We start from the raw sequence: 19334 nt of genomic DNA, 5'->3' as shown, positions 1-19334 counted from the left end.
TAGATAAATAATTGAAGCTAGAAGGTAAACTTACAAAGATATTTCTTCTACAGAAAATATAGAAAGGGAAATCTAAATAACCACGCGTTATGTAATTGAGAGGTTTTGAATGGAGACAACACAAGCAAAGTCAACACTTCCCTCAAAACTCCTATGGAGTTTGGTTGCCATCGTTGGGGCAATTTCATTTGGGATATTGGCGGTTAGTCGTGGTGAGCATGTTAATGCGGTCTGGTTAGTTCTTGCCGCGGTCTGTGTATATAGCATTGCATATCGGTTCTATAGTTTATTTATTGCAAACAAAGTTTTTGAATTAAATCCTAAACGGTTAACCCCAGCTCATCGTCTTGCCGATGGTCTGGATTATGTTCCTACTAATAAATTCGTTTTATTCGGTCATCACTTTGCCGCTATTGCAGGTGCAGGGCCCTTAGTCGGGCCTATCCTCGCAGCACAAATGGGTTATTTACCTGGTACCATCTGGCTCTTGGTCGGTGTGGTGATTGCCGGTGCGGTACAAGATTTCCTCGTTCTCTTTATCTCCACACGGCGAGATGGTCGCTCTTTGGGAGAAATGGCCAAACAGGAACTTGGTACCTTTGCGGGTGTCATTGTCATGCTCGGTACACTGGGCGTGATGATTATTATCCTTGCGGTATTAGCCTTGGTTGTGGTTAAAGCCTTGGCACATAGCCCGTGGGGGGTGTTCAGTATCGCTGCTACCATTCCAATCGCATTATTTATGGGCGTGTATATGCGCTATCTACGTCCAGGGAAAATTGCAGAAGTTTCTATCATTGGTTTTGTGCTGATGATGGCGGCAATTGTATATGGTGGGGATGTCGCCAAAGATCCATATTGGGGGCAATTATTTACCCTCAGTGGTACTCAATTGACATGGGCCCTGATCATTTATGGTTTTATTGCTTCAGTTTTACCTGTTTGGTTGTTGTTAGCACCGCGTGATTACTTATCGACTTTCCTTAAAATTGGTGTGATTGCAGGCTTGGCGATTGGGATTATCTTTGCGATGCCTGATTTGAAAATGCCAGCAGTCACGCATTTTGTTGATGGTACAGGTCCTGTATTTGCAGGTAGTTTATTTCCATTTCTATTTATTACCATTGCTTGTGGTGCGATTTCAGGTTTCCATGCCTTGGTTGCATCAGGCACAACCCCTAAACTGGTCGATAACGAAGTCAATATTCGTATGATCGGTTATGGCGGTATGTTGATGGAATCCTTCGTCGGCATCATGGCAATGATTTGTGCGACGGTACTTGATCCAGGCATTTATTTTGCGATCAATGCGCCAGCAGCAGTTTTAGGAACCTCGGTAGAGACCGCTGCGGAAGCAGTGCGTAATCTTGGCTTCGTGGTTAGCCCAGAAATGTTGACCTTATTGGCTCAGGAAGTTGGTGAGAGTTCAATCTTGTCTCGTACAGGTGGTGCACCGACATTTGCAATTGGTATGGCGCATATCATTTCAGAGATATTTAACAACCGCTCAATGATGGCGTTCTGGTATCACTTTGCGATTCTATTTGAAGCTTTATTCATTTTAACTGCGGTAGATGCGGGAACACGTGCATGTCGTTTCATGGTGCAGGATACTGTAGGAATCGTGGTTCCAGCGATTAAACAATCAAGTTCATTCTTTGGTAATTTGGTGGGGACCTTTGTCGCAGTCGCAGGTTGGGGTTTCTTCGTTTATCAAGGTGTGGTTGACCCACTCGGTGGAATTAACTCCTTGTGGCCGTTATTTGGTATTGGTAACCAAATCTTGGCATCGATGGCCTTAATCTTAGGTACGGTCATTCTATTCAAGATGAAAAAAGAGAAGTATGTTTGGGTCACTATTGTCCCGACGATTTTCTTGTTCATCACGTCAATGACTGCCGGCTGGCAAAAGATTTTCCATGAAAATCCGAAAATTGGTTTCCTTGCACAAGCGAATCGTTTCTCTGATGCAATTGCACGTGGTGAAATCCTTGCACCAGCTAAAACAGTTGCTGAAATGCAGACCATTGTCATGTCGAATCAGATCAATGCAGCCTTATGTGGCTTCTTTATGATTGTTGCGATTGTGATGATCATTGCTTCGATTGGTATTGTACGCAGAGCATTGGCGAGTCCAACACCAACAGTGAATGAAGCCCCTGCAGTTTATTCTGAAACCCCGATGACTGCGAATAGCATCAAAGGAGAGTAGTGATGGATTTTAAAGTTGCTCGACAAGGCAGTGCGGTGATTGTGAAGATTATTAAATTCACCATCATGTCGCAAAAACATTTGCTTTTATCACCCAAGAATTGGTCACGGATTGCCGTGTTATGGCAGCGTTTGCAGCAGAGCTTTCGGTTGATGGTGGGTGTGCCCGATTATGAAACTTATGTGCAGCATATGAAAGTGCACCATCCTGATTTAACGCCAATGGATGCAAAGACTTTTTATCGTCATTGTATTGATGCACGTTATCCTTCAGCTGGTGGTAATATGAAAAAATGCCCTTGCTAGAAATCAATTGATTTCGTTGAAAAAAAACCAAAACAGTGTATGTTGAAACATGCACTGTTTTATTTTGGGGATAAAATTATGTGGAGCACGGATCAGGCTTCAGTTCAAGACAAGAAAAGACAAAACCAAGCATTAGAACAAGATATCAAAAGCTTTGGTCAAAAGATTGAGCAATTTTTAATTGAAGTCAATCAGCTCATTTTAGATAAGCCGCAACAAACTAAACTGGCGCTGACCTGTTTGTTGGCAGGTGGTCATGTGTTGTTTGAAGACTTACCCGGATTAGGTAAAACCACCTTAGCCAGTGCTTTGGCTCGTTTGGCAGGACTCCATTTTCAGCGGATTCAATTTACCAACGATATGTTGGCCAGTGATGTGATTGGCATCAATATTTTTAATCAGAAAGAACATCTATTTGAGTTTAAGCAAGGGCCGATTTTTACCCAGATTTTGCTGGCAGATGAAATTAACCGTTGTAGTCCCAAAACCCAAAGTGCCTTGCTTGAAGCGATGGAAGAAGGCGCCGTGACTGTAGATGGCGTGCACTATGAATTGCCACAACCGTTCTGGGTATTGGCAACACAAAACCCACTCTTTCAAAGTGGCACCTATGCATTACCAGAGTCTCAGCTCGACCGTTTCTTGATGCGATTATCACTGGGTTATCCATCTCGTCAGGCAGAAAAATTACTGTTACAGCAAAGTTCACGGCAAGTGCTGATTCATCAGTTAGAGGCGGTATTTAATCAAGCTGATATTTTGCATTTACGTGAATTGGCAAAACAGATTTTTCTCAGCGACGCCGTGCTGAACTATATTTTAGATTTGGCTGCTGAAACGCGTAAACAACGCCACGGTCTATCTACACGTGGGGTATTGGCTCTCAAGGCTGCGGCACAAGCTTATGCTTTGGTTGAGGGACGCAGTTTTGTGACGACGGATGATGTACAAACCGTATTTGTGGCTGTGGTTGCACATCGCCTGAGTCTAGGTGAGACGGAGGTCAAACAGCTGTTGCAGTCAGTTGATGCATTGTAAGTGAGTGCAGGATATGCAAACTGGACTCAAACAACAGCTTAGTCAATGGATCGCGAAACGTTTCCAAGTGGATCACAGTAAAATACTGCGACAGAAGGATGTTTTGGTCTTTATCTATAAGCAAGGTTTTTTATATCTTATCCTGATACTAATCACTTTTATTGCTGGAATTAACTATGCAAATAATCTGATTTTAGGATTTTGCTTTTTAATCAGTGCCATTCTTTGTATTAGTTTTTATCTGACCTTTAAGCAATTACATGGTTTGTACATTGATGTTGTGATGCCTGAGGTCGGGCAAGTTGATCAGGCACTCATTTTAAAGCTGCTATTTAAACAGCCTGTCAGTGCCGCACGTTACCTAAGAATCCAATGGCAAAATCAAGAGCAGCTTATTTATCTAGACCAGACTCAACATAGCTTTGAATTGCCTTTTGTAGGAGAAAAACGAGGGTTATATGAATTTGGTGCTGTTAAAATTTATTCTACTTATCCATTGGGACTAGTACGTGCATGGACTTATTTATATCCAAAGCATAAAGTCTGGGTTGCGCCAAAGGCCTATGATTGGCAGAAAGAACATAAAAATAAACCTACTTCAGCTCAAGATAGCCTAGATGAATTTAAAGAGCTCCGAGGCTTTCAACAAGGTGATTCTTATCAGAATGTGGCATGGAAACAGGTTGCACGCGGGCAGGGATTCCTAATCAAAATGTTTGAAGCTCAAGCCAATCATCAACATTTAGAAATTGATTATCAGCAGATCCCAGCTCAAAGCCATGAAGAAAAATTAAGTTTTATGATGGGTTTGATCGAGCAATGTGAACAGTTAGGCGATGAGTATGCACTCATTTTGCCACATGCACGTTTGGAAAGTGGGCAGGGGCAAGCTCAGTTGATTAAGGCTAAACTTTTATTGGCGCAGGCATAATCATGACTAAACAAATCTATTTCTGTGTTTTGGCTACATTGGCCTTGGTTCTAATCGGGCAAGTTGCCTTCATTCCAGTGACCTTAACAGGTTTATGGGGTGTAGTGTGGTTGCTGTTGGTACGTCGATACAGCAAACAGAGCTGGGTAGCCTTTCCTAAATGGTTTTTGCTGGTCTTTATTTTATTGTCATTAGGATTGGTATATCTCAATTATCAGACTTTGTTGGGGGTAGAGGCGGGTGTTGCCTTTTTAAGTACCTGTTTATTTGCCAAATGTTTGGAAGCTAAAAATACCCGTGATTTATTGATTATCTTTAATTTTGCTCTATTTGTTAGTGCAAGCCTACTGTTACATAGCCAAGCTTTTTGGATGGCATTGATTGTATTTACAACTTTTGTGATGTGTTTAATTGGTTTGTATCGGATACAAACAGGATTGTTTAATCAGAAGAAATTGCCATCAAACCAACTTAAACAGGATGTGAAGCAAATTTTTAAATTTGTAGGCATTGCAATTCCTTTCTTCTTGATTTTATTTATCTTCTTTCCTCGATTACCACCACTTTGGGCAGTTCCAATTCAGAAGGATCAAGCGACAACAGGAATCAGTGATCGGATGTCACCTGGAGATATTGCGCAATTATCGCAATCTTCAGCGTTGGCTTTTCGGGTGGTGGCAGATATGTCGCAATTTCCAAGCAGACCAGAACTGTATTGGCGAGCTTTAGTTTTAGATGAATATGATGGAACTACATGGACCAGCAGTTTTTTTAATCAGCAAATCAAAAGAATACAGCCTACCCCTCGTAGCGTACCTTATCAGTATTTAGCAGCAGATGAACAAGCCAATTGGATCATGGGCTTGGAATACTCGATCCCACAGGAGCGTTATTTACAGCTTTATCAAGATCATAGTATTCGTCCATCAAGGCTCATCAAACGTAATGTACCGATACAAATGTTTTGGCTAGGAAGAAGGCCAGCAGAAGCAGTGTCTTTGTCACCGCGGCAACTAGATTTAAATCTTAAGTTTGATGAAGGTCGGGATATTAAAGCGCAGCAATTGGCACATACACTTTTTGAAAAAAGCCACAAGCAACCAGAACAATACCTACAATCTGTGCTGTCATGGTATCGAAAAAATGGATTTGTATACACTCTGACGCCAGGGACTTTAGGGGGGGATCGTATCGATCAATTCCTGTTCTCTAGCAGGAAAGGTTTTTGTGAACATTATGCCTCGAGTTTTGTCATGTTGATGCGTTATGCAGGGATTCCTGCACGTGTGGTGACAGGCTATCAAGGTGGACAATTGGCTCCAGATGGACAAAGTTGGGAGGTTCGACAGCTTGATGCGCACGCGTGGAGTGAGGTTTATCTTGATGGAAAATGGAAAAGAATTGACCCAACTGCCATGATTGCACCACAACGGATTGACACAGGCATGCAGGATTATCTGGCACAAGATCAAACTATATGGGGCGATGAGAGTAAGGCTTGGCGTTTACAACAGTTCAAATTTCTAAAAAATATGCGGATTTGGAGTGATTATTTAAGTTATCAATGGCAAAGCAAAGTAGTGGGCTATGATGCAGAAAAACAGAAAAATTGGTTATCTAAATTAGGTCTAGATTCAAGTTATGCTTACGCGCTGGTTTTGATTGTTTCTATCGGAATGATTCTGGTGGTCTATGTCGGTATTTATTGGTGGCGACAAACAAGGCAGCAAGAGGGCTATCAAAAAGCTGTACTTAAGTTTCAAAAGAAGTTGCCTAAAAATCTGCATAAACAACCAGCTGAAACCTTTCAGGTTTGGATGCAGCGTTTAGCCAGTCAGGTTGAGGATGATCATATATTTGAACAAACGATTGTGTTATATCAAAAAATTGTTTTTTTAGAGCAAAAGAATAGCGTGAATACTCAAGATTTTAAGCGCTTGCTTAAAGACTGCACAATTGCACTGAAACAATCTCAAAAAAACTTGTGAAGCTGATAAAAAATGAATATGATGCTTCTCATTCTAGGTGTATAGCTCAGTTGGTTAGAGCGCTACGTTGACATCGTAGAGGTCTCCAGTTCGAGTCTGGATATACCTACCAAGATATTAAAGTCATATAACTTTCTATAAAGTTACATGAACTCCAAAGCCCTGAATTGCATAGATTCAGGGCTTTTTTTTAATTCTTATAAGGTTTATTAAAACTAAAAAATTGAAAATTTTGAGGGTAACGAGAAATCGACCATACCTACATGTCGGATTATTTAGAATTTATTTATAGATATTATATCAAGATGATAAATCGCCCTAATCGAAGACCTGAAGTTTTTTAAATAAATACTAGAAATTAATATCCAATTTTTCTATTAGTTTTAATAACTTAATTTATAAACTTATAAAAAATAGATGTAAAGGGTAGCAGAGTTATTTTTTGATGATGAAGGGCAGGGATTACATAGGTGATTTGGGATAAATAAAACTCACTTAATATGATTTTTTTAATGACTTAAATTTAGCCTTTTGCTAAATTATCTCTAATATATAGGGGTATTTTATGACAAGAATTTTAATTGCTTCAATCCTATTGGCCTTGAGTTTAAATGTAACCGCTAATTCAGATTTTAATACTGATGATGAGTTGGCAAAATTAGGGATTGTTGGGCCAGATTTTAAATTTATAGATCTTGAACGAGCTACTGATTTTTTTAAAAAAACGACTGAGAAGCTATCAAGTTCACTGAATTATAAATCAAATGAATTAGTAAAAATAACATCAGCTTCGACGACACCACACTATTCTGCGGTAACGTTTAGCCCTACTGTAGATGTATCTGAAGCTGAAGAAAAAGATTTAGTTGATTTTATGAGTACGAGGGAAGCTGTTCAGGTATGGTGTAAAGAGCTTTTCAATTCTAAATATATGGGTGTAAATGATCATAAAGTTGAAGTGTTATATAAAAATAAAGTTGGAGCAACATTAGGTAATGTTGTTTTGAATAATCAAACATGTAGGTAGATTATTTTATAAAATTGAGTTAAATCAATATTTTCTCTTCAAAATTCAAAATCCCCACTTTTCCATTGGGGATTTTTATGCCATAAGAAAAAGATGGCCGCTCATGAGAGCAAAAATAAACAATTTGCTATGCTGTTGTTTTTCTGTTTCTTAATTGTTGATTTTAATCAAAAATTTACAAATTAGGAATTTTCAGCGTATTTCCCTTGTAGAATATTCACATCGTCGCTTAACTCTCCTGTTATAAGGATATCAACAGATTTGTACGATAACGTATTGGAATTATGATTTTTTATAAATGCCCAAGCGCTATAAGATGGCTTTGAGGATAGCGAAATTAATGAAACATTTTATCTTAACCAGTGTAACTGCAATAGCTGCAGTATTTTCTACACAGACCATGGCTTTAAACTTTGTTGCAGGTAAAGATTATACGGTTGTACAAAATCCAGAAAAGACGTCTGTGCCCGATAAAATCGAGGTACGTGAGTTCTTTTGGTATGGTTGCACATATTGTTTTAAATTAGAACCACATATGCAAACGTGGTTAAAGAAAATTCCAAATGACATCTATTTTCTTCGTACGCCAGCGGCCATGACCCCAATGTGGGAGCAAGGCGCACGCGCATATTATGTGAGTGAGGCCTTAGGTGTGCGTAAACGTACACATCTACCATTATTCCATGCCAATTTTTCTGGTAACCAAAGAATTTTGCAAAAGGATGCTTTCGCTAAATTCTTTACTCAATATGGTGTACCTGAGCAAAAATTTAATACAATGTTTGATTCTTTTGCAATCACTGCCAAAATTGCCGAATCCAATCAATTAGCTCGCAAGTATCAACTTACGGGTGTTCCTGCTGTGGTGGTAAATGGCAAATATATTGTGCAGGGCGGTGATGAAAAAGTCATTCAAGTGGTTGAATATCTTGTGGATAAAGAGCGGAAACAGAAATAATTTTTAGATCTTATAAATAGTATTATTTTTATTTGCATATATGGACCAAAATGCTTTATTCGCCGTGGTCATTATTTATTTTGTTTCGCTTTTTTCAGCCTCAAAAGGGTGCTTGACCCAAGTGGATAATGGTGCTAATTTAATCAATAAGGAAGTCATATACTATTTGGGATTTAAGAGAAATCTTGCCTAAATGAACAAAGATATGACAACCTGAACACACAGCTAACAACGAACGAAACGGTTCAGATCGTTTTTAAAAATGTTCAAGGTTGTAGAAAAGCCCGTTAATCGGGCTTTTTTAATGTCGATTATTTTTGAATAAAATTTAAGTTATAGTGAAATAAAGATTGGAGGAGCAATGGGGGATTGCGATGCTGATGTTTATTATTTTAGTCATTGTGATTGGCTTGGTTTTATTATTTTTGTTCGCAAACAAAACAGGTGCTACACAGGATACTACGGATTATAGTCATCCGTATTCTTCAACAACGTCTAGCTGCGATTCATTTCAGGACAATAACGATACGCATATGGATGATTGTAGTGCGAATGCTGATTCGAGTTCTGACTCAAGCAGTTGTGACAGTAGTAGTAATGATTAAAAAAGCTTGTACCCTTGAGGGTAAGAGGTACAAGCTAAACTGGGCTTAAGGTAAGTCAAACCAAATCATTTGGCTATCTTGTAATGCAGTAATGGTTGCTGTTTCATCAAACAGTAGCGCATCGCCTGCTTTGACTACGTGATCAGCAATCATGACTTCTCCTGAAATCACGTGCACATAGTTCACTTTTTTCTGTGCTGTAATTTCTAAATGTTGATCTTTCTCAATGACAGCAGTTTTCACTTCCGCATTTTGACGAATCGACATTGGCGCAGATGTATCACCAGCAATCAAGTGCCATTGGTTTGGATGATCTTTCGGGTTGAGTTGAATTTGCTGATAGGTTGGCTCAGCATCTTGCACATTTGGTTGAATCCAAATCTGTAACAGATGCACCGCTTTATCATGCTTGTTCATTTCACTATGGGTGACCCCAGTTCCAGCACTCATCAATTGCCATTCACCTGCATTGATTTGGCCTTCATTGCCCATACTATCTTTGTGGGAAATGGTGCCATCAAGTACACAGGTTAAGATTTCCATGTTGTCATGGGGATGGGTACCGAAACCATTATGTGCAGCAACCGTATCATCATTGATCACGCGAAGGGCACTGACACCCATATATTTAGGGTTGTACCAGCTACCAAATGAAAAGCTATGGTAGGTGTCTAACCAACCTGCTTTGACATGACCACGATTTTCACTACGATGTAGATAAGCATTCATCTTTCATCTCCCAATTATTATGTTTTGCTTGATGTTTATAGTATCGATTCATAATGATGATAAATAGTCTTTTATTGCGACATATTGTCCTAAAAATGAAATGATTGAGTATTTAACTTTTTATTTCAAATAATAAAAAAGGCTGAATCAAATATTCAGCCTTTTCAAGTTGGTAAACGAATTTACCAATCTTTTATTTTGATTTATTTTCCAACTGTGGAATTGCAGAACCTTGGCCAACAGCAAGTAAACCTGTTTCAGTATAGATACCGAGTTTTGCACGGGTATCAGTAATGTCGAGGTTACGCATGGTTAACTGACCGATACGATCCATTGGGGTAAACATCGAATCACCTTTCTCCATGGTCAAACGCTCAGCTTCATAGGTGAGGTTCGGAGATTCAGTGTTCATGATGGTATAGTCATTACCACGACGCAATTCCAAAGTTACGGTACCAGTAATGGCTTTAGCAACCCAACGCTGTGAAGTTTCACGTAGCATTAATGCTTGTGAATCGAACCAACGGCCTTGGTAAAGTAAACGACCTAAACGTAAACCGTTAATGCGGTATTGTTCGATTGTATCTTCGTTATGGATACCTGTTACCAAGCGCTCATAAGCAATGTGTAACAACGCCATACCTGGTGCTTCATAGATACCACGAGATTTCGCTTCGATGATACGGTTTTCGATTTGGTCAGACATACCTAGACCATGACGACCACCGATGCGGTTTGCTTCGAGAATGAATTCAACTGGATCTTCGATACGTTGACCATTCAATGCAACTGGCATACCTTCTTCAAAAGTAATGCTCACTTCTTCTGGTTGGATTTCAACGTCATCTTTCCAGAACGCAACACCCATAATTGGGTCTACGATTTTAATACCCGCATTGAGGTATTCTAAATCTTTTGCTTCATGCGTTGCGCCTAACATATTTGAGTCAGTTGAGTACGCTTTTTCTTTTGACATTTTATAGTCAAAGCCGTTGTCGATTAAGAATTGCGACATTTCGGCACGACCGCCTAACTCATCAATAAAGGTTTGGTCTAACCAAGGCTTATAGATTTTGAGGGCAGGGTTGGTCAATAAACCATAACGATAGAAACGTTCAATATCGTTACCTTTATAAGTAGAACCATCACCCCAGATGTTGACGTCATCTTCTTTCATTGCCGTTACAAGCATGGTACCTGTGACTGCACGACCTAAAGGTGTGGTATTGAAATAAGGAACGCCACCCGTGCTGATATGGAATGCGCCACACTGAATTGCAGCAATACCTTCCAGTGCAAGTTGTAAACGACAATCGATTAATCGAGCTTTGACTGCGCCGTACTGTTCAGCTTTCTTTGGAATAGCATCATAGTCATCTTCATCAGGTTGACCCAGATTTGCAGTGTATGCATAAGGCTCTGCGCCTTTCTGTTTCATCCATAATAAAGCTGCTGAAGTGTCTAAACCACCAGAGAAGGCAATCCCAACTTTTTTTCCTACTGGTACATGCTGCAAGATCGTTGCATTATCAGTCATTGCTAGTCCTAACTATTTCGAAATAGGCACCCTAATACATCGGTGACCAAAGAGAATTTATACGCTCAGTACTATATCACTTTTCAAATCGATTTTTTTTGTGTTAGGAAAGGAATTCTTTTTTTTTCATTTGAAAAATAGATTAACATCGGAAAAATATAAAGTTTTACGATAAGTATTCATCAGAAGGCATTCTCTTTTTATGGGCTTTCTAAGCCCAGAGGGAAGTGAGAGAAACGCTGTAAAACTTATCGCTAACAGTAGATCTTAAAGTGAATCATTTAAGCCAATAAATTGCTTCTCAATCGGGGTAAATACATGGTCCTGACGTGCAATCAGATATAAGCCGATATCTCGATACTGCTCAGGTGTTTCTCGATAATATTGGATCTTGTATTTTTCGATCAATGATTTGGCAATCATCGAAATACCCATGCCTAACTGGGTAAAGTGAATTAAAGCTTCATGATCATAAATATGGGTGAGTTCACCTTTTGTAAGATTATAGTCCACATAGATACTGTCTAAAGTTGTGGCATAGCAGCATTGTTCAGAAGCCAGCAAGATATTTTGATGATTCAGGCAATCTTCAAGACTCTCGTGGTTAATCATGTTTTTACCAATAATAACCAGTTGATCATCAGCCTTTTGAATGTATTGCAGATTTTTGTGTTTAGGGTATCCCAGAGCATAAGCTATATCCAGATTACCCGCTAAAATTTCCTCCTCAATATAACCTGTTGGGCCTGTTTTCATGGTCATAGAGAGGTCAGGGTAAGCTTCATAGAGTTTACTAAAAGAGGGATAAAAACGCATGCCGCCTAGGCTGGTATTGGTTCCAAAACGCAATACACTTTCTTGTTGATAGATCTTATTCTCTGTTTCTTCCCAAGTAAAAATCATCTTTTTGTATTGGGCGTATAAGTTCATCCCAGACTCAGTGAGTTCAACCCCTTTGGGTTTACGGATAAATAGTTGGCGTTTGTAGTGATTTTCAATTTTTTTGATTTTCGCCGTCATATTGGACTGCAAATAATTCAGCTTATTTGCCGCTGCTGTAATGCTTTTAAGCTCAGCAACAGTAACAAATGATCGGATATCGCTAATATCAATATTCACTTTAAGTCCTCAATATTTCAGCCTAAACAATTTAAAATCGCATTGTAGCATTGAGATTGAATTAGACATCAAAAAAAATGATGTATCTATTAAAACACAGCATTATTCATGATGTTATTTATTTTATACACTAGAATGACTTTCTAAGGGTTGAGTACAACACGTGAATATTCGAGTCGTTAGTGCAATCGCGTTGCTATGCTTGGTGTGGGGATCTTTATGGGGACTGGTCAAACATAGTCTGCAAGTGTTTCCGCCATTCCTCTTTATCTCTACACGGTTGATTTTAGCGGCATTGACATTGATGGTCGTACAACGAATTCTAAAAAAATCTATTTTGCCAAAACATGCTGAATGGAGGTCATTGATCATTTTAAGTATGTTGATCTGCTTTGGTTTCTATGCCACACAGACTTTTGCCATGCAATTTGTAGACTCAGGCCTATCTGCAGTGCTTGTGTTTACCATGCCAATTTTTATTGGCGTACTAGCGCATTATTTCTTAAATGAAAAGTTAAATCGCCAGAAGGTGATTGGACTTATTTTAGGGACTTTGGGACTGATGGCAATCTTATGGCCTCAACTACACCATTTACATCTAAATGTGTCTTTATTGGGGCAAGTTCTGTTAATTGGTTCGGGCCTCTTTTGGGCAATGTCTACGATTTATATTAAAAAGAATTTTGCTGCATACGACAAAATTAAATTGACGATCTGGCAGCTTTTGCTTGGTGGAAGTTTAATGTTCGTCATGGCTTTGTTATTTGAACCTGTCGATGCTCAGGTTTGGCTCAATCCTTTAAATGAATCTGCATTATTTTATATTGCAGTGGTCGGGACTGGTTTTGCCTTTGTACTTTGGAACTGGATTGTAAGTCAGGTCGATACCTTTATTGCTTCGATTTCGATCATGTGTATTCCAATTTTAAGCTTATTGTTGGGCTATCTGATTTGGCATGAACCTTTAACGCTGAATATTTTAATTGGCGCAGCATTTATTTGCTTGGGCATTATGATGAGTTCTTTAAAAATGAAATCAGCACGTGTCGATGTGGCGTATTCAGCGAATCAACAACGCTAAGCTATTGTTTAGCAAGAAATGTGAGTCTATATAAACATTCAATCTGCGTTTGAATTAAATTAATTTTATTGAACAAGATCAGCCATGTTTTCATTGCTGATCTTTTCGTTTTTGTCATTTGAATAATTAAGACCGAGCGAGCTTGGATAACTCATTATTATTACAAAATATTTATTCAGAAAATATGGACTGAGCTAGGTGGAATTGACTTTTTCAACGCTGAAAATTTTATAAATAGTCATCCCAAATAAACAAAAAAGTATTAAAGTACTATGCAACAAGTTGCAAAGCCAAAATTATAGAAGGAATACCATGACTAGCTATGCAAATATCTTAAAACCATTACATTTGGGTTTTACTACCATTAAAAACCGTGTCGTAATGGGCTCGATGCATTCAGGTTTAGAAGATCGTTTTTTCAATTATCCTAAACTTGCGGCTTATTTTGGTGAGCGAGCAAAGGGTGGGGTTGGCTTGATCATCACTGGAGGGATTTCTCCAAACCGCCAGGGTTGGTTGCTCCCTGCGGGTGGAACGATGAATAGTTTGGCGGATATTCCTCATCATCGTCTGGTCACACATGCTGTGCATAAGCATGGCGCAAAAATTTTGATGCAAATTCTGCATTCAGGCCGCTATGGTTATCATCCATTTTCGGTCTCATCGTCTGCAATTCAGGCACCCATTAATCCATTTAAACCGCGTCAAATGTCGGATGCTCAGATTCTTGCAACCATTGACGATTATGCGCGTTGTGCCAGTTTGGCTAAAAAAGCAGGTTATGATGGCGTAGAAATCATGGGTTCAGAAGGTTATTTAATTAACCAGTTCTTAAGTAGCCATGTGAATAAGCGTACTGACCGTTGGGGCGGTGATATCGATAATCGTATGCGTTTCCCTGTGGAAATTGTAAAAGCGATTCGCGCTAAAGTCGGTGAAAAATTCATTATTGCATTCCGCTTGTCTTTGCTTGATTTGGTACATGATGGCAATACCATGCCCGAAGTGATTGTAGTGGCCAAAGCATTGGAAAAAGCTGGAATTACGCTGTTAAATACAGGGATTGGCTGGCATGAAGCACGTGTCCCAACTATTGTGACTTCAGTCCCTCGTGCCGCATTCGTGGATTATACCGCTGCGGTAAAACAACATGTTTCTGTACCTGTGATTGCATCGAATCGTATCAATATGCCTGATGTGGCCGAAGAGATTATTGCTTCTGGCAAGGCTGATATGGTGCAAATGGCTCGTCCATTCTTGGCTGATGCATACTGGGTAAATAAAACCGCGACCAACCGTGTGGATGAAATTAATACTTGTATTGCATGTAACCAAGCGTGTTTAGATCATGCATTTAAGAATGAGCGTGTAAGCTGTTTGGTCAATCCACAGGCGTGTCATGAAACAGAATTGGTTTATATCAAAACCAAAAAACCAAAGCGTATTGCTGTTGTCGGCGGTGGTGTGGCGGGGATGTCGGCTGCAACAGTTGCAGCAAGTCGTGGTCATGCAGTGACATTGTTTGAAGCCAACAATGATGTCGGTGGTCAGTTTAATTTGGCCAAGGTTGTACCTGGTAAAGAAGAGTTTCATGAAACGATTCGTTATTTCAAAGTACAACTGAAACAGACAGGTGTTGATGTACGATTAAATACGCGTGCTAGCCGTGAGCAGTTAGAGCGTGAAGGTTTTGATGAAGTTATTGTGGCAACGGGTGTTGTACCGCGTGCATTAAAAATTCAAGGCAGCACAGCACCACAGGTGTTGTCATATGCAGAAGTATTGCGTGGTGCCGAAGTTGGACATAAAGTTGCGGTGATTGGTGCGGGTGGTATTGGTTTTGATGTTTCAGAGTTTTTATTAAAGCCACCACATCAACCTCAGCCACAGCCTTTGGCTGATTGGCAGCGTGAATGGGGTGTTGATCCAAATCCGAATTATATGTCTGAGGGGGGTACACAACGTCCAGAGGTGGAAATTCCAATTCGCCAAATTTATTTATTGCAACGTAAAACAACACCGCTGGGTATCGGTCTGGGTAAAACTTCAGGTTGGGTGCATCGCGCACAATTGAAAAAGCATGCGGTACGTATGCTTCGTGGTGTGCAATATAAAGCAGTCACCGATGAAGGTTTGTGGGTCGAGCATAATGGACATGACCAATTATTGCGTGTCGATACGATTGTGGTCTGTGCAGGGCAGGAATCGGTTAAAGATTTAATGCCAAAAGACGGTGAAAATACCTCAGCGAACTATCATATTATTGGTGGTGCGAAGCTGGCTGCCGAGCTTGATGCGAAGCGCGCGATCCGTGATGGTGCTGAATTAGCCGCTAAACTCTAAAATTGATGAAACATTATGCATTTGAATACATTGCAGTTAAATTTCTCTTGTATAAAGAGGGCAAGCTTTGTATTCTTACGCACATGGAAGCGTGGCAGAGCGGTTTAATGCACCGGTCTTGAAAACCGACGAGGGTGTGAGTCCTCCGTGAGTTCGAATCTCACCGCTTCCGCCAAATTCAAAAAGCCCTTGTAAATAAATACAAGGGCTTTTTTCTTATCTATATTTTTATCTTACATTGTTGGTGAATAATCAGAGTTTGATTTAGATACTTACCTGTCTTTTATATAACAGGAACCATCGAGCGTTTGGATCAAGCTAGATTCAGCCTTTCCACAATTGATCAATGCATGATTATAAGAATGCTAGTTGGCCGCACGATAGATTTTGGGTGCAGAGCCATTTCTGTAGAGAGTTATATAAGCCTTCAACGATAGGTTCAGCCTCTAGAAAATTCAAAAAAGCTCAAAACAGTATCAAAATGGGTTGTAGTCTAACTTTATCTATAGCAGCTCCTTAAAATTTAAGATCAACATATTTTTAAATGAGCTGTATAAAACATTCAAAAAAGGGGTTAGGTCTAAAGTTTCAATAGATAAATTTTTCTTGAAAAATAACAGGGATCTACACTTTTTTTTACCGTTCGGTATGTTTTGTGAAAAAATCACGCTTTTGTTAATTTATGTGTTCAATTTTGTATTTTTGTAGTATTCTTTTGTGAAAATTGTCAACAAATTCGTACAATTTGTCAATAAGAAATCTATCTTTACATTTTTGTGGGTTCTGAAACATGATAAGCCGATTCAAGAAAAGCGTTGTCTCAAAAACTTCATTTATCGCTTTAGTTGGCTTATTTATTGGGTTTCATAGTTCTATTGCTTTTGCTCAACCTAAAGCAGGAAGTAGTATCACGAATATTGCAAGTGGTGACTTCTATGATGAGCAAGGTAATCTGCAAGTCATTAATTCAAATGCAGTTATTTTAACTGTTCAACCGATCTATTCTTTAACTTTACAAAGTAATCAACAGAACATCGGCACTATTGGCAGTAAAGTTAATTTTCCGCATGTTTTAACAAATACAGGTAACATCGTAGATGACTATAAATTAAGCCTTATTCAGTTAACCAATGATCAATTTAATTTAGATAATGTCGCTGTTTATATCGATCGGGACCAGAACGGGGAGCCTGATGACAATAATAATTTATTGAATTCAAGCATGAGCTTTCGTTTGGAAGCAGGAGAGTTTGCTTCCTTGGTTGTAGTTGGCAGTATCCCAACCAACGTAAGTGCAAATAACGTTGCTAACTTTACTTTAACCGCAACAAGTCAACACGATAACACGATCGTTATGACGGTAAATGATACTGCGAAAGTGGTTGATGATGCTGTTATTCAAGTCACGAAATCACAAAATATTAGCACTGGTAAGACTGGCACAGAAATTACCTATACCTTGAGCTATTCAAACACAGGTACTGCCGCAGCAAGATTGGTATTACGAGATATTTTGACCACAGATGTGACATATAAGTCTGGGAGTGGTAGTTGGGGGAATGGTGCAGGATCTTTAACCGATGCGGATGATACGGAGACAGGCGCAAATGCACCAATAAAATATAAAGCGAGTAATGGACAAATTGATGTAGAACTTGCAAGTGTGGCTGCTTTGAGTAAGGGCACAGTAAGTTTTAAAGTAACCGTGAATCCAAATGCCGCTGAAAAAATTCCCAACACCGCAGATTACCAGCAATACAATACATCAAATGCTATTTTGAAAAATACATTAACCAATACGGTAATTTTTAATGTTCAACAAACTTTAGGTGTAGTACTTAACTATAGTCCGAGCAGCGCAAGTGATGACGGCGAACCAAATGGTGGGTTAAATAACTTACAAATCCAAAATAATACCTTTGGAGGCGTAGCAAAAGAAATCCAATTTGATAACTATGTTTGGAATACAGGCCAAGCGACTGATACTTATAATTTAAGTTTTGTTAAAAGTAACGTACCAAGCTGTGCTGTCGTTCGTTTATATCATGCTGATGGTCGTACTTTACTTACAGATACAAATGGTGATGGCATCATTGATACTGGTGGATTGGCTTATGGCACTTCCAAAAGAATTAAATTAGGGGTTTATTTCCCATCTAATTGTACTTCAACAAGTACAATGGATTTCGATATTACAGCGACCTCAACTACGGATACCAGTGTAAAAAATAGTACCCGTGACAGGTTGGTCAATACGTTAGCTGTTGGAGAAAGTGACTTATATAACAGCAACAATTCTGGTGTAGGTGTTGGAAATGTCACTGGTTCTGGTGGACAGGCATTATTGGTGAAAAATGCTATTAAGGGTGCAAATGCTGTTTTCCCACTTGTTATTCGAAACAACAGCACAGCCTCAAATAATTATAATCTGTACGCTTCGAGCACAGCGATTGACATCAATAGTATCAATACGACTTTACCAACAGATTGGGTGGTGAAGTTTTATAATGGTGATGCAACTTGTCAAAATTTACAGGGTGAGATTACAAGCACTGGAAACTTAGCTGCTGGAACAACTAAACAATATTGTGCTGTTGTAACAGTTCCCGCGAATACGACTTTGACAAGCTTGCCAATTTGGTTTGCGATGAAATCACCTATGAATGCTCAGGGTGACAGCATTAAAGATCAGGTTGATGTGGCAATACGTAAATTAACTTTAGCGAATGACCAGCAAGGCCGAGTTAATGTTGGGGGTACGGTTGTTTACCTACATACCTTGAAAAACATGGGTACCTTCGTTGAAGGTGATGCAAGTGGAAAGGTGAGCCTGAATGTAGTGCCTCAAAATATCAATGATGGGTTTATCTATACCCTATATTTTGATGCAAATAATAATGGTGTATTAGACTCTACGGATCCTATTGCTACAGATTTATTTATAACGGGCGGCTTAAATCCACAAAGTTCTGTTCAATTGCTATTAAAAGCTCAAGCACCTCTCACAGCGACAAATGGTATTTCTAGTGCTGCGAACATCGTGGTGTCGGCAACAAATATAATTCAAGGTTTAAACCTAGCAACCATTCAGAATACAGATTTAACAACAGTTGATCCGACGCAGCTTCGTTTAACGAAAGAACAGGCTAAAGATGAAGCGTGTGTACTTCTGAATGTGACTACAGCCACATATGCCAGTAACCCCTTGACGATTAAGCCAAATCAATGTGTAACTTATCGACTCACTATTAAAAATGATGGTTCAACACCCGCAGCAAATGTTGTGATTAATGATGTCGTGCCTGCTTATAGTATTTTACGAAATGCCTTGCCACCTTCAATTAGTAAAGGCTCTGTAACCGTGAGTGGGGATCAAATATCAGGAAATATTGGAGCACTTGCACCACAGGAGCAGGCTGCATTGTATTTTTCTATTCGGGTTGCACCTTAAGTTAGGCGGA

At 39.3% G+C, this 19334-nt stretch carries 14 protein-coding genes and 2 tRNA genes; 13 read left to right on the top strand and 3 right to left on the bottom strand.

Going from position 1 to position 19334, the window contains the following annotated elements:
• Window positions 1–109: 109 nt before the first annotated feature.
• The 9 genes from F887_RS06045 to F887_RS06085 all read left to right on the top strand — a co-directional run bounded on the left by F887_RS06045 (window position 110) and on the right by F887_RS06085 (window position 9064).
• A complete protein-coding gene (locus F887_RS06045; protein WP_005145958.1) occupies window positions 110–2212 on the top strand; it encodes a carbon starvation CstA family protein in 2103 nt (700 codons plus the stop codon).
• Window positions 2212–2517, top strand: a complete 306-nt coding sequence (locus F887_RS06050; protein WP_171067404.1) for a YbdD/YjiX family protein — start codon at window positions 2212–2214, stop codon at window positions 2515–2517. The genes F887_RS06045 and F887_RS06050 overlap by 1 nt, the downstream gene beginning before the upstream one ends.
• A 78-nt stretch (window positions 2518–2595) precedes the next feature.
• The gene (locus tag F887_RS06055; protein WP_005295470.1) at window positions 2596–3555 is read left to right on the top strand and encodes an AAA family ATPase; all 960 of its coding nucleotides are present in this window, start codon (window positions 2596–2598) and stop codon (window positions 3553–3555) included.
• A gap of 13 nt (window positions 3556–3568) precedes the next feature.
• Window positions 3569–4486 (top strand): DUF58 domain-containing protein, encoded by a 918-nt coding sequence (locus F887_RS06060; RefSeq protein WP_005295467.1) that lies wholly within the window; start codon window positions 3569–3571, stop codon window positions 4484–4486.
• Between the two features lie 2 nt (window positions 4487–4488).
• Window positions 4489–6474 carry a transglutaminase TgpA family protein gene (locus F887_RS06065; protein ID WP_005295466.1) on the top strand — a complete coding sequence of 662 codons (1986 nt, stop codon included), beginning with the start codon at window positions 4489–4491 and terminating at the stop codon, window positions 6472–6474.
• A gap of 35 nt (window positions 6475–6509) precedes the next feature.
• A tRNA-Val gene (locus F887_RS06070) sits at window positions 6510–6586 on the top strand.
• A 453-nt stretch (window positions 6587–7039) separates the two neighbouring features.
• Window positions 7040–7501: a hypothetical protein gene (locus tag F887_RS06075; RefSeq protein WP_005295463.1), complete on the top strand. Its 462-nt coding sequence runs from the start codon at window positions 7040–7042 to the stop codon at window positions 7499–7501.
• A 340-nt stretch (window positions 7502–7841) separates the two neighbouring features.
• Window positions 7842–8459: a thiol:disulfide interchange protein DsbA/DsbL gene (locus F887_RS06080; RefSeq protein WP_005295461.1), complete on the top strand. Its 618-nt coding sequence runs from the start codon at window positions 7842–7844 to the stop codon at window positions 8457–8459.
• 374 nt (window positions 8460–8833) lie between these two features.
• On the top strand, window positions 8834–9064 hold the full coding sequence (locus tag F887_RS06085; protein WP_005295459.1) for a hypothetical protein: 231 nt from the start codon (window positions 8834–8836) through the stop codon (window positions 9062–9064).
• 45 nt (window positions 9065–9109) lie between these two features.
• Here the strand turns inward: F887_RS06085 and F887_RS06090 are convergent, their stop codons facing one another.
• The 3 genes from F887_RS06090 to F887_RS06100 all read right to left on the bottom strand — a co-directional run bounded on the left by F887_RS06090 (window position 9110) and on the right by F887_RS06100 (window position 12449).
• A complete protein-coding gene (locus F887_RS06090) occupies window positions 9110–9793 on the bottom strand; it encodes a pirin family protein (protein WP_005295457.1) in 684 nt (227 codons plus the stop codon).
• 193 nt (window positions 9794–9986) lie between these two features.
• Window positions 9987–11330, bottom strand: a complete 1344-nt coding sequence (gene argG, locus F887_RS06095; RefSeq protein WP_005295454.1) for an argininosuccinate synthase — start codon at window positions 11328–11330, stop codon at window positions 9987–9989.
• A gap of 267 nt (window positions 11331–11597) precedes the next feature.
• Window positions 11598–12449 carry a LysR family transcriptional regulator gene (locus tag F887_RS06100; RefSeq protein ID WP_005295452.1) on the bottom strand — a complete coding sequence of 284 codons (852 nt, stop codon included), beginning with the start codon at window positions 12447–12449 and terminating at the stop codon, window positions 11598–11600.
• Window positions 12450–12612: 163 nt separating this feature from the next.
• On the opposite strand from F887_RS06100, the gene F887_RS06105 reads away from it, so the two are divergent.
• From F887_RS06105 to F887_RS06120, 4 genes are all read left to right on the top strand, one after another.
• A complete protein-coding gene (locus F887_RS06105; protein ID WP_005295450.1) occupies window positions 12613–13530 on the top strand; it encodes a DMT family transporter in 918 nt (305 codons plus the stop codon).
• 312 nt (window positions 13531–13842) lie between these two features.
• Window positions 13843–15873 (top strand): NADPH-dependent 2,4-dienoyl-CoA reductase, encoded by a 2031-nt coding sequence (locus tag F887_RS06110; RefSeq protein ID WP_005295448.1) that lies wholly within the window; start codon window positions 13843–13845, stop codon window positions 15871–15873.
• Window positions 15874–15958: 85 nt separating this feature from the next.
• A tRNA-Ser gene (locus tag F887_RS06115) sits at window positions 15959–16048 on the top strand.
• 615 nt (window positions 16049–16663) lie between these two features.
• The gene (locus F887_RS06120) at window positions 16664–19324 is read left to right on the top strand and encodes a DUF11 domain-containing protein (RefSeq protein WP_005295444.1); all 2661 of its coding nucleotides are present in this window, start codon (window positions 16664–16666) and stop codon (window positions 19322–19324) included.
• Window positions 19325–19334: the final 10 nt, after the last annotated feature.

It is taken from the genome of Acinetobacter sp. NIPH 2100, from assembly GCF_000369805.1.
Taxonomy (GTDB): Bacteria; Pseudomonadota; Gammaproteobacteria; order Pseudomonadales; family Moraxellaceae; genus Acinetobacter.
Note: the sequence above shows the minus strand (reverse complement) of the source record. Positions and strands in the feature narration are given on the sequence as shown.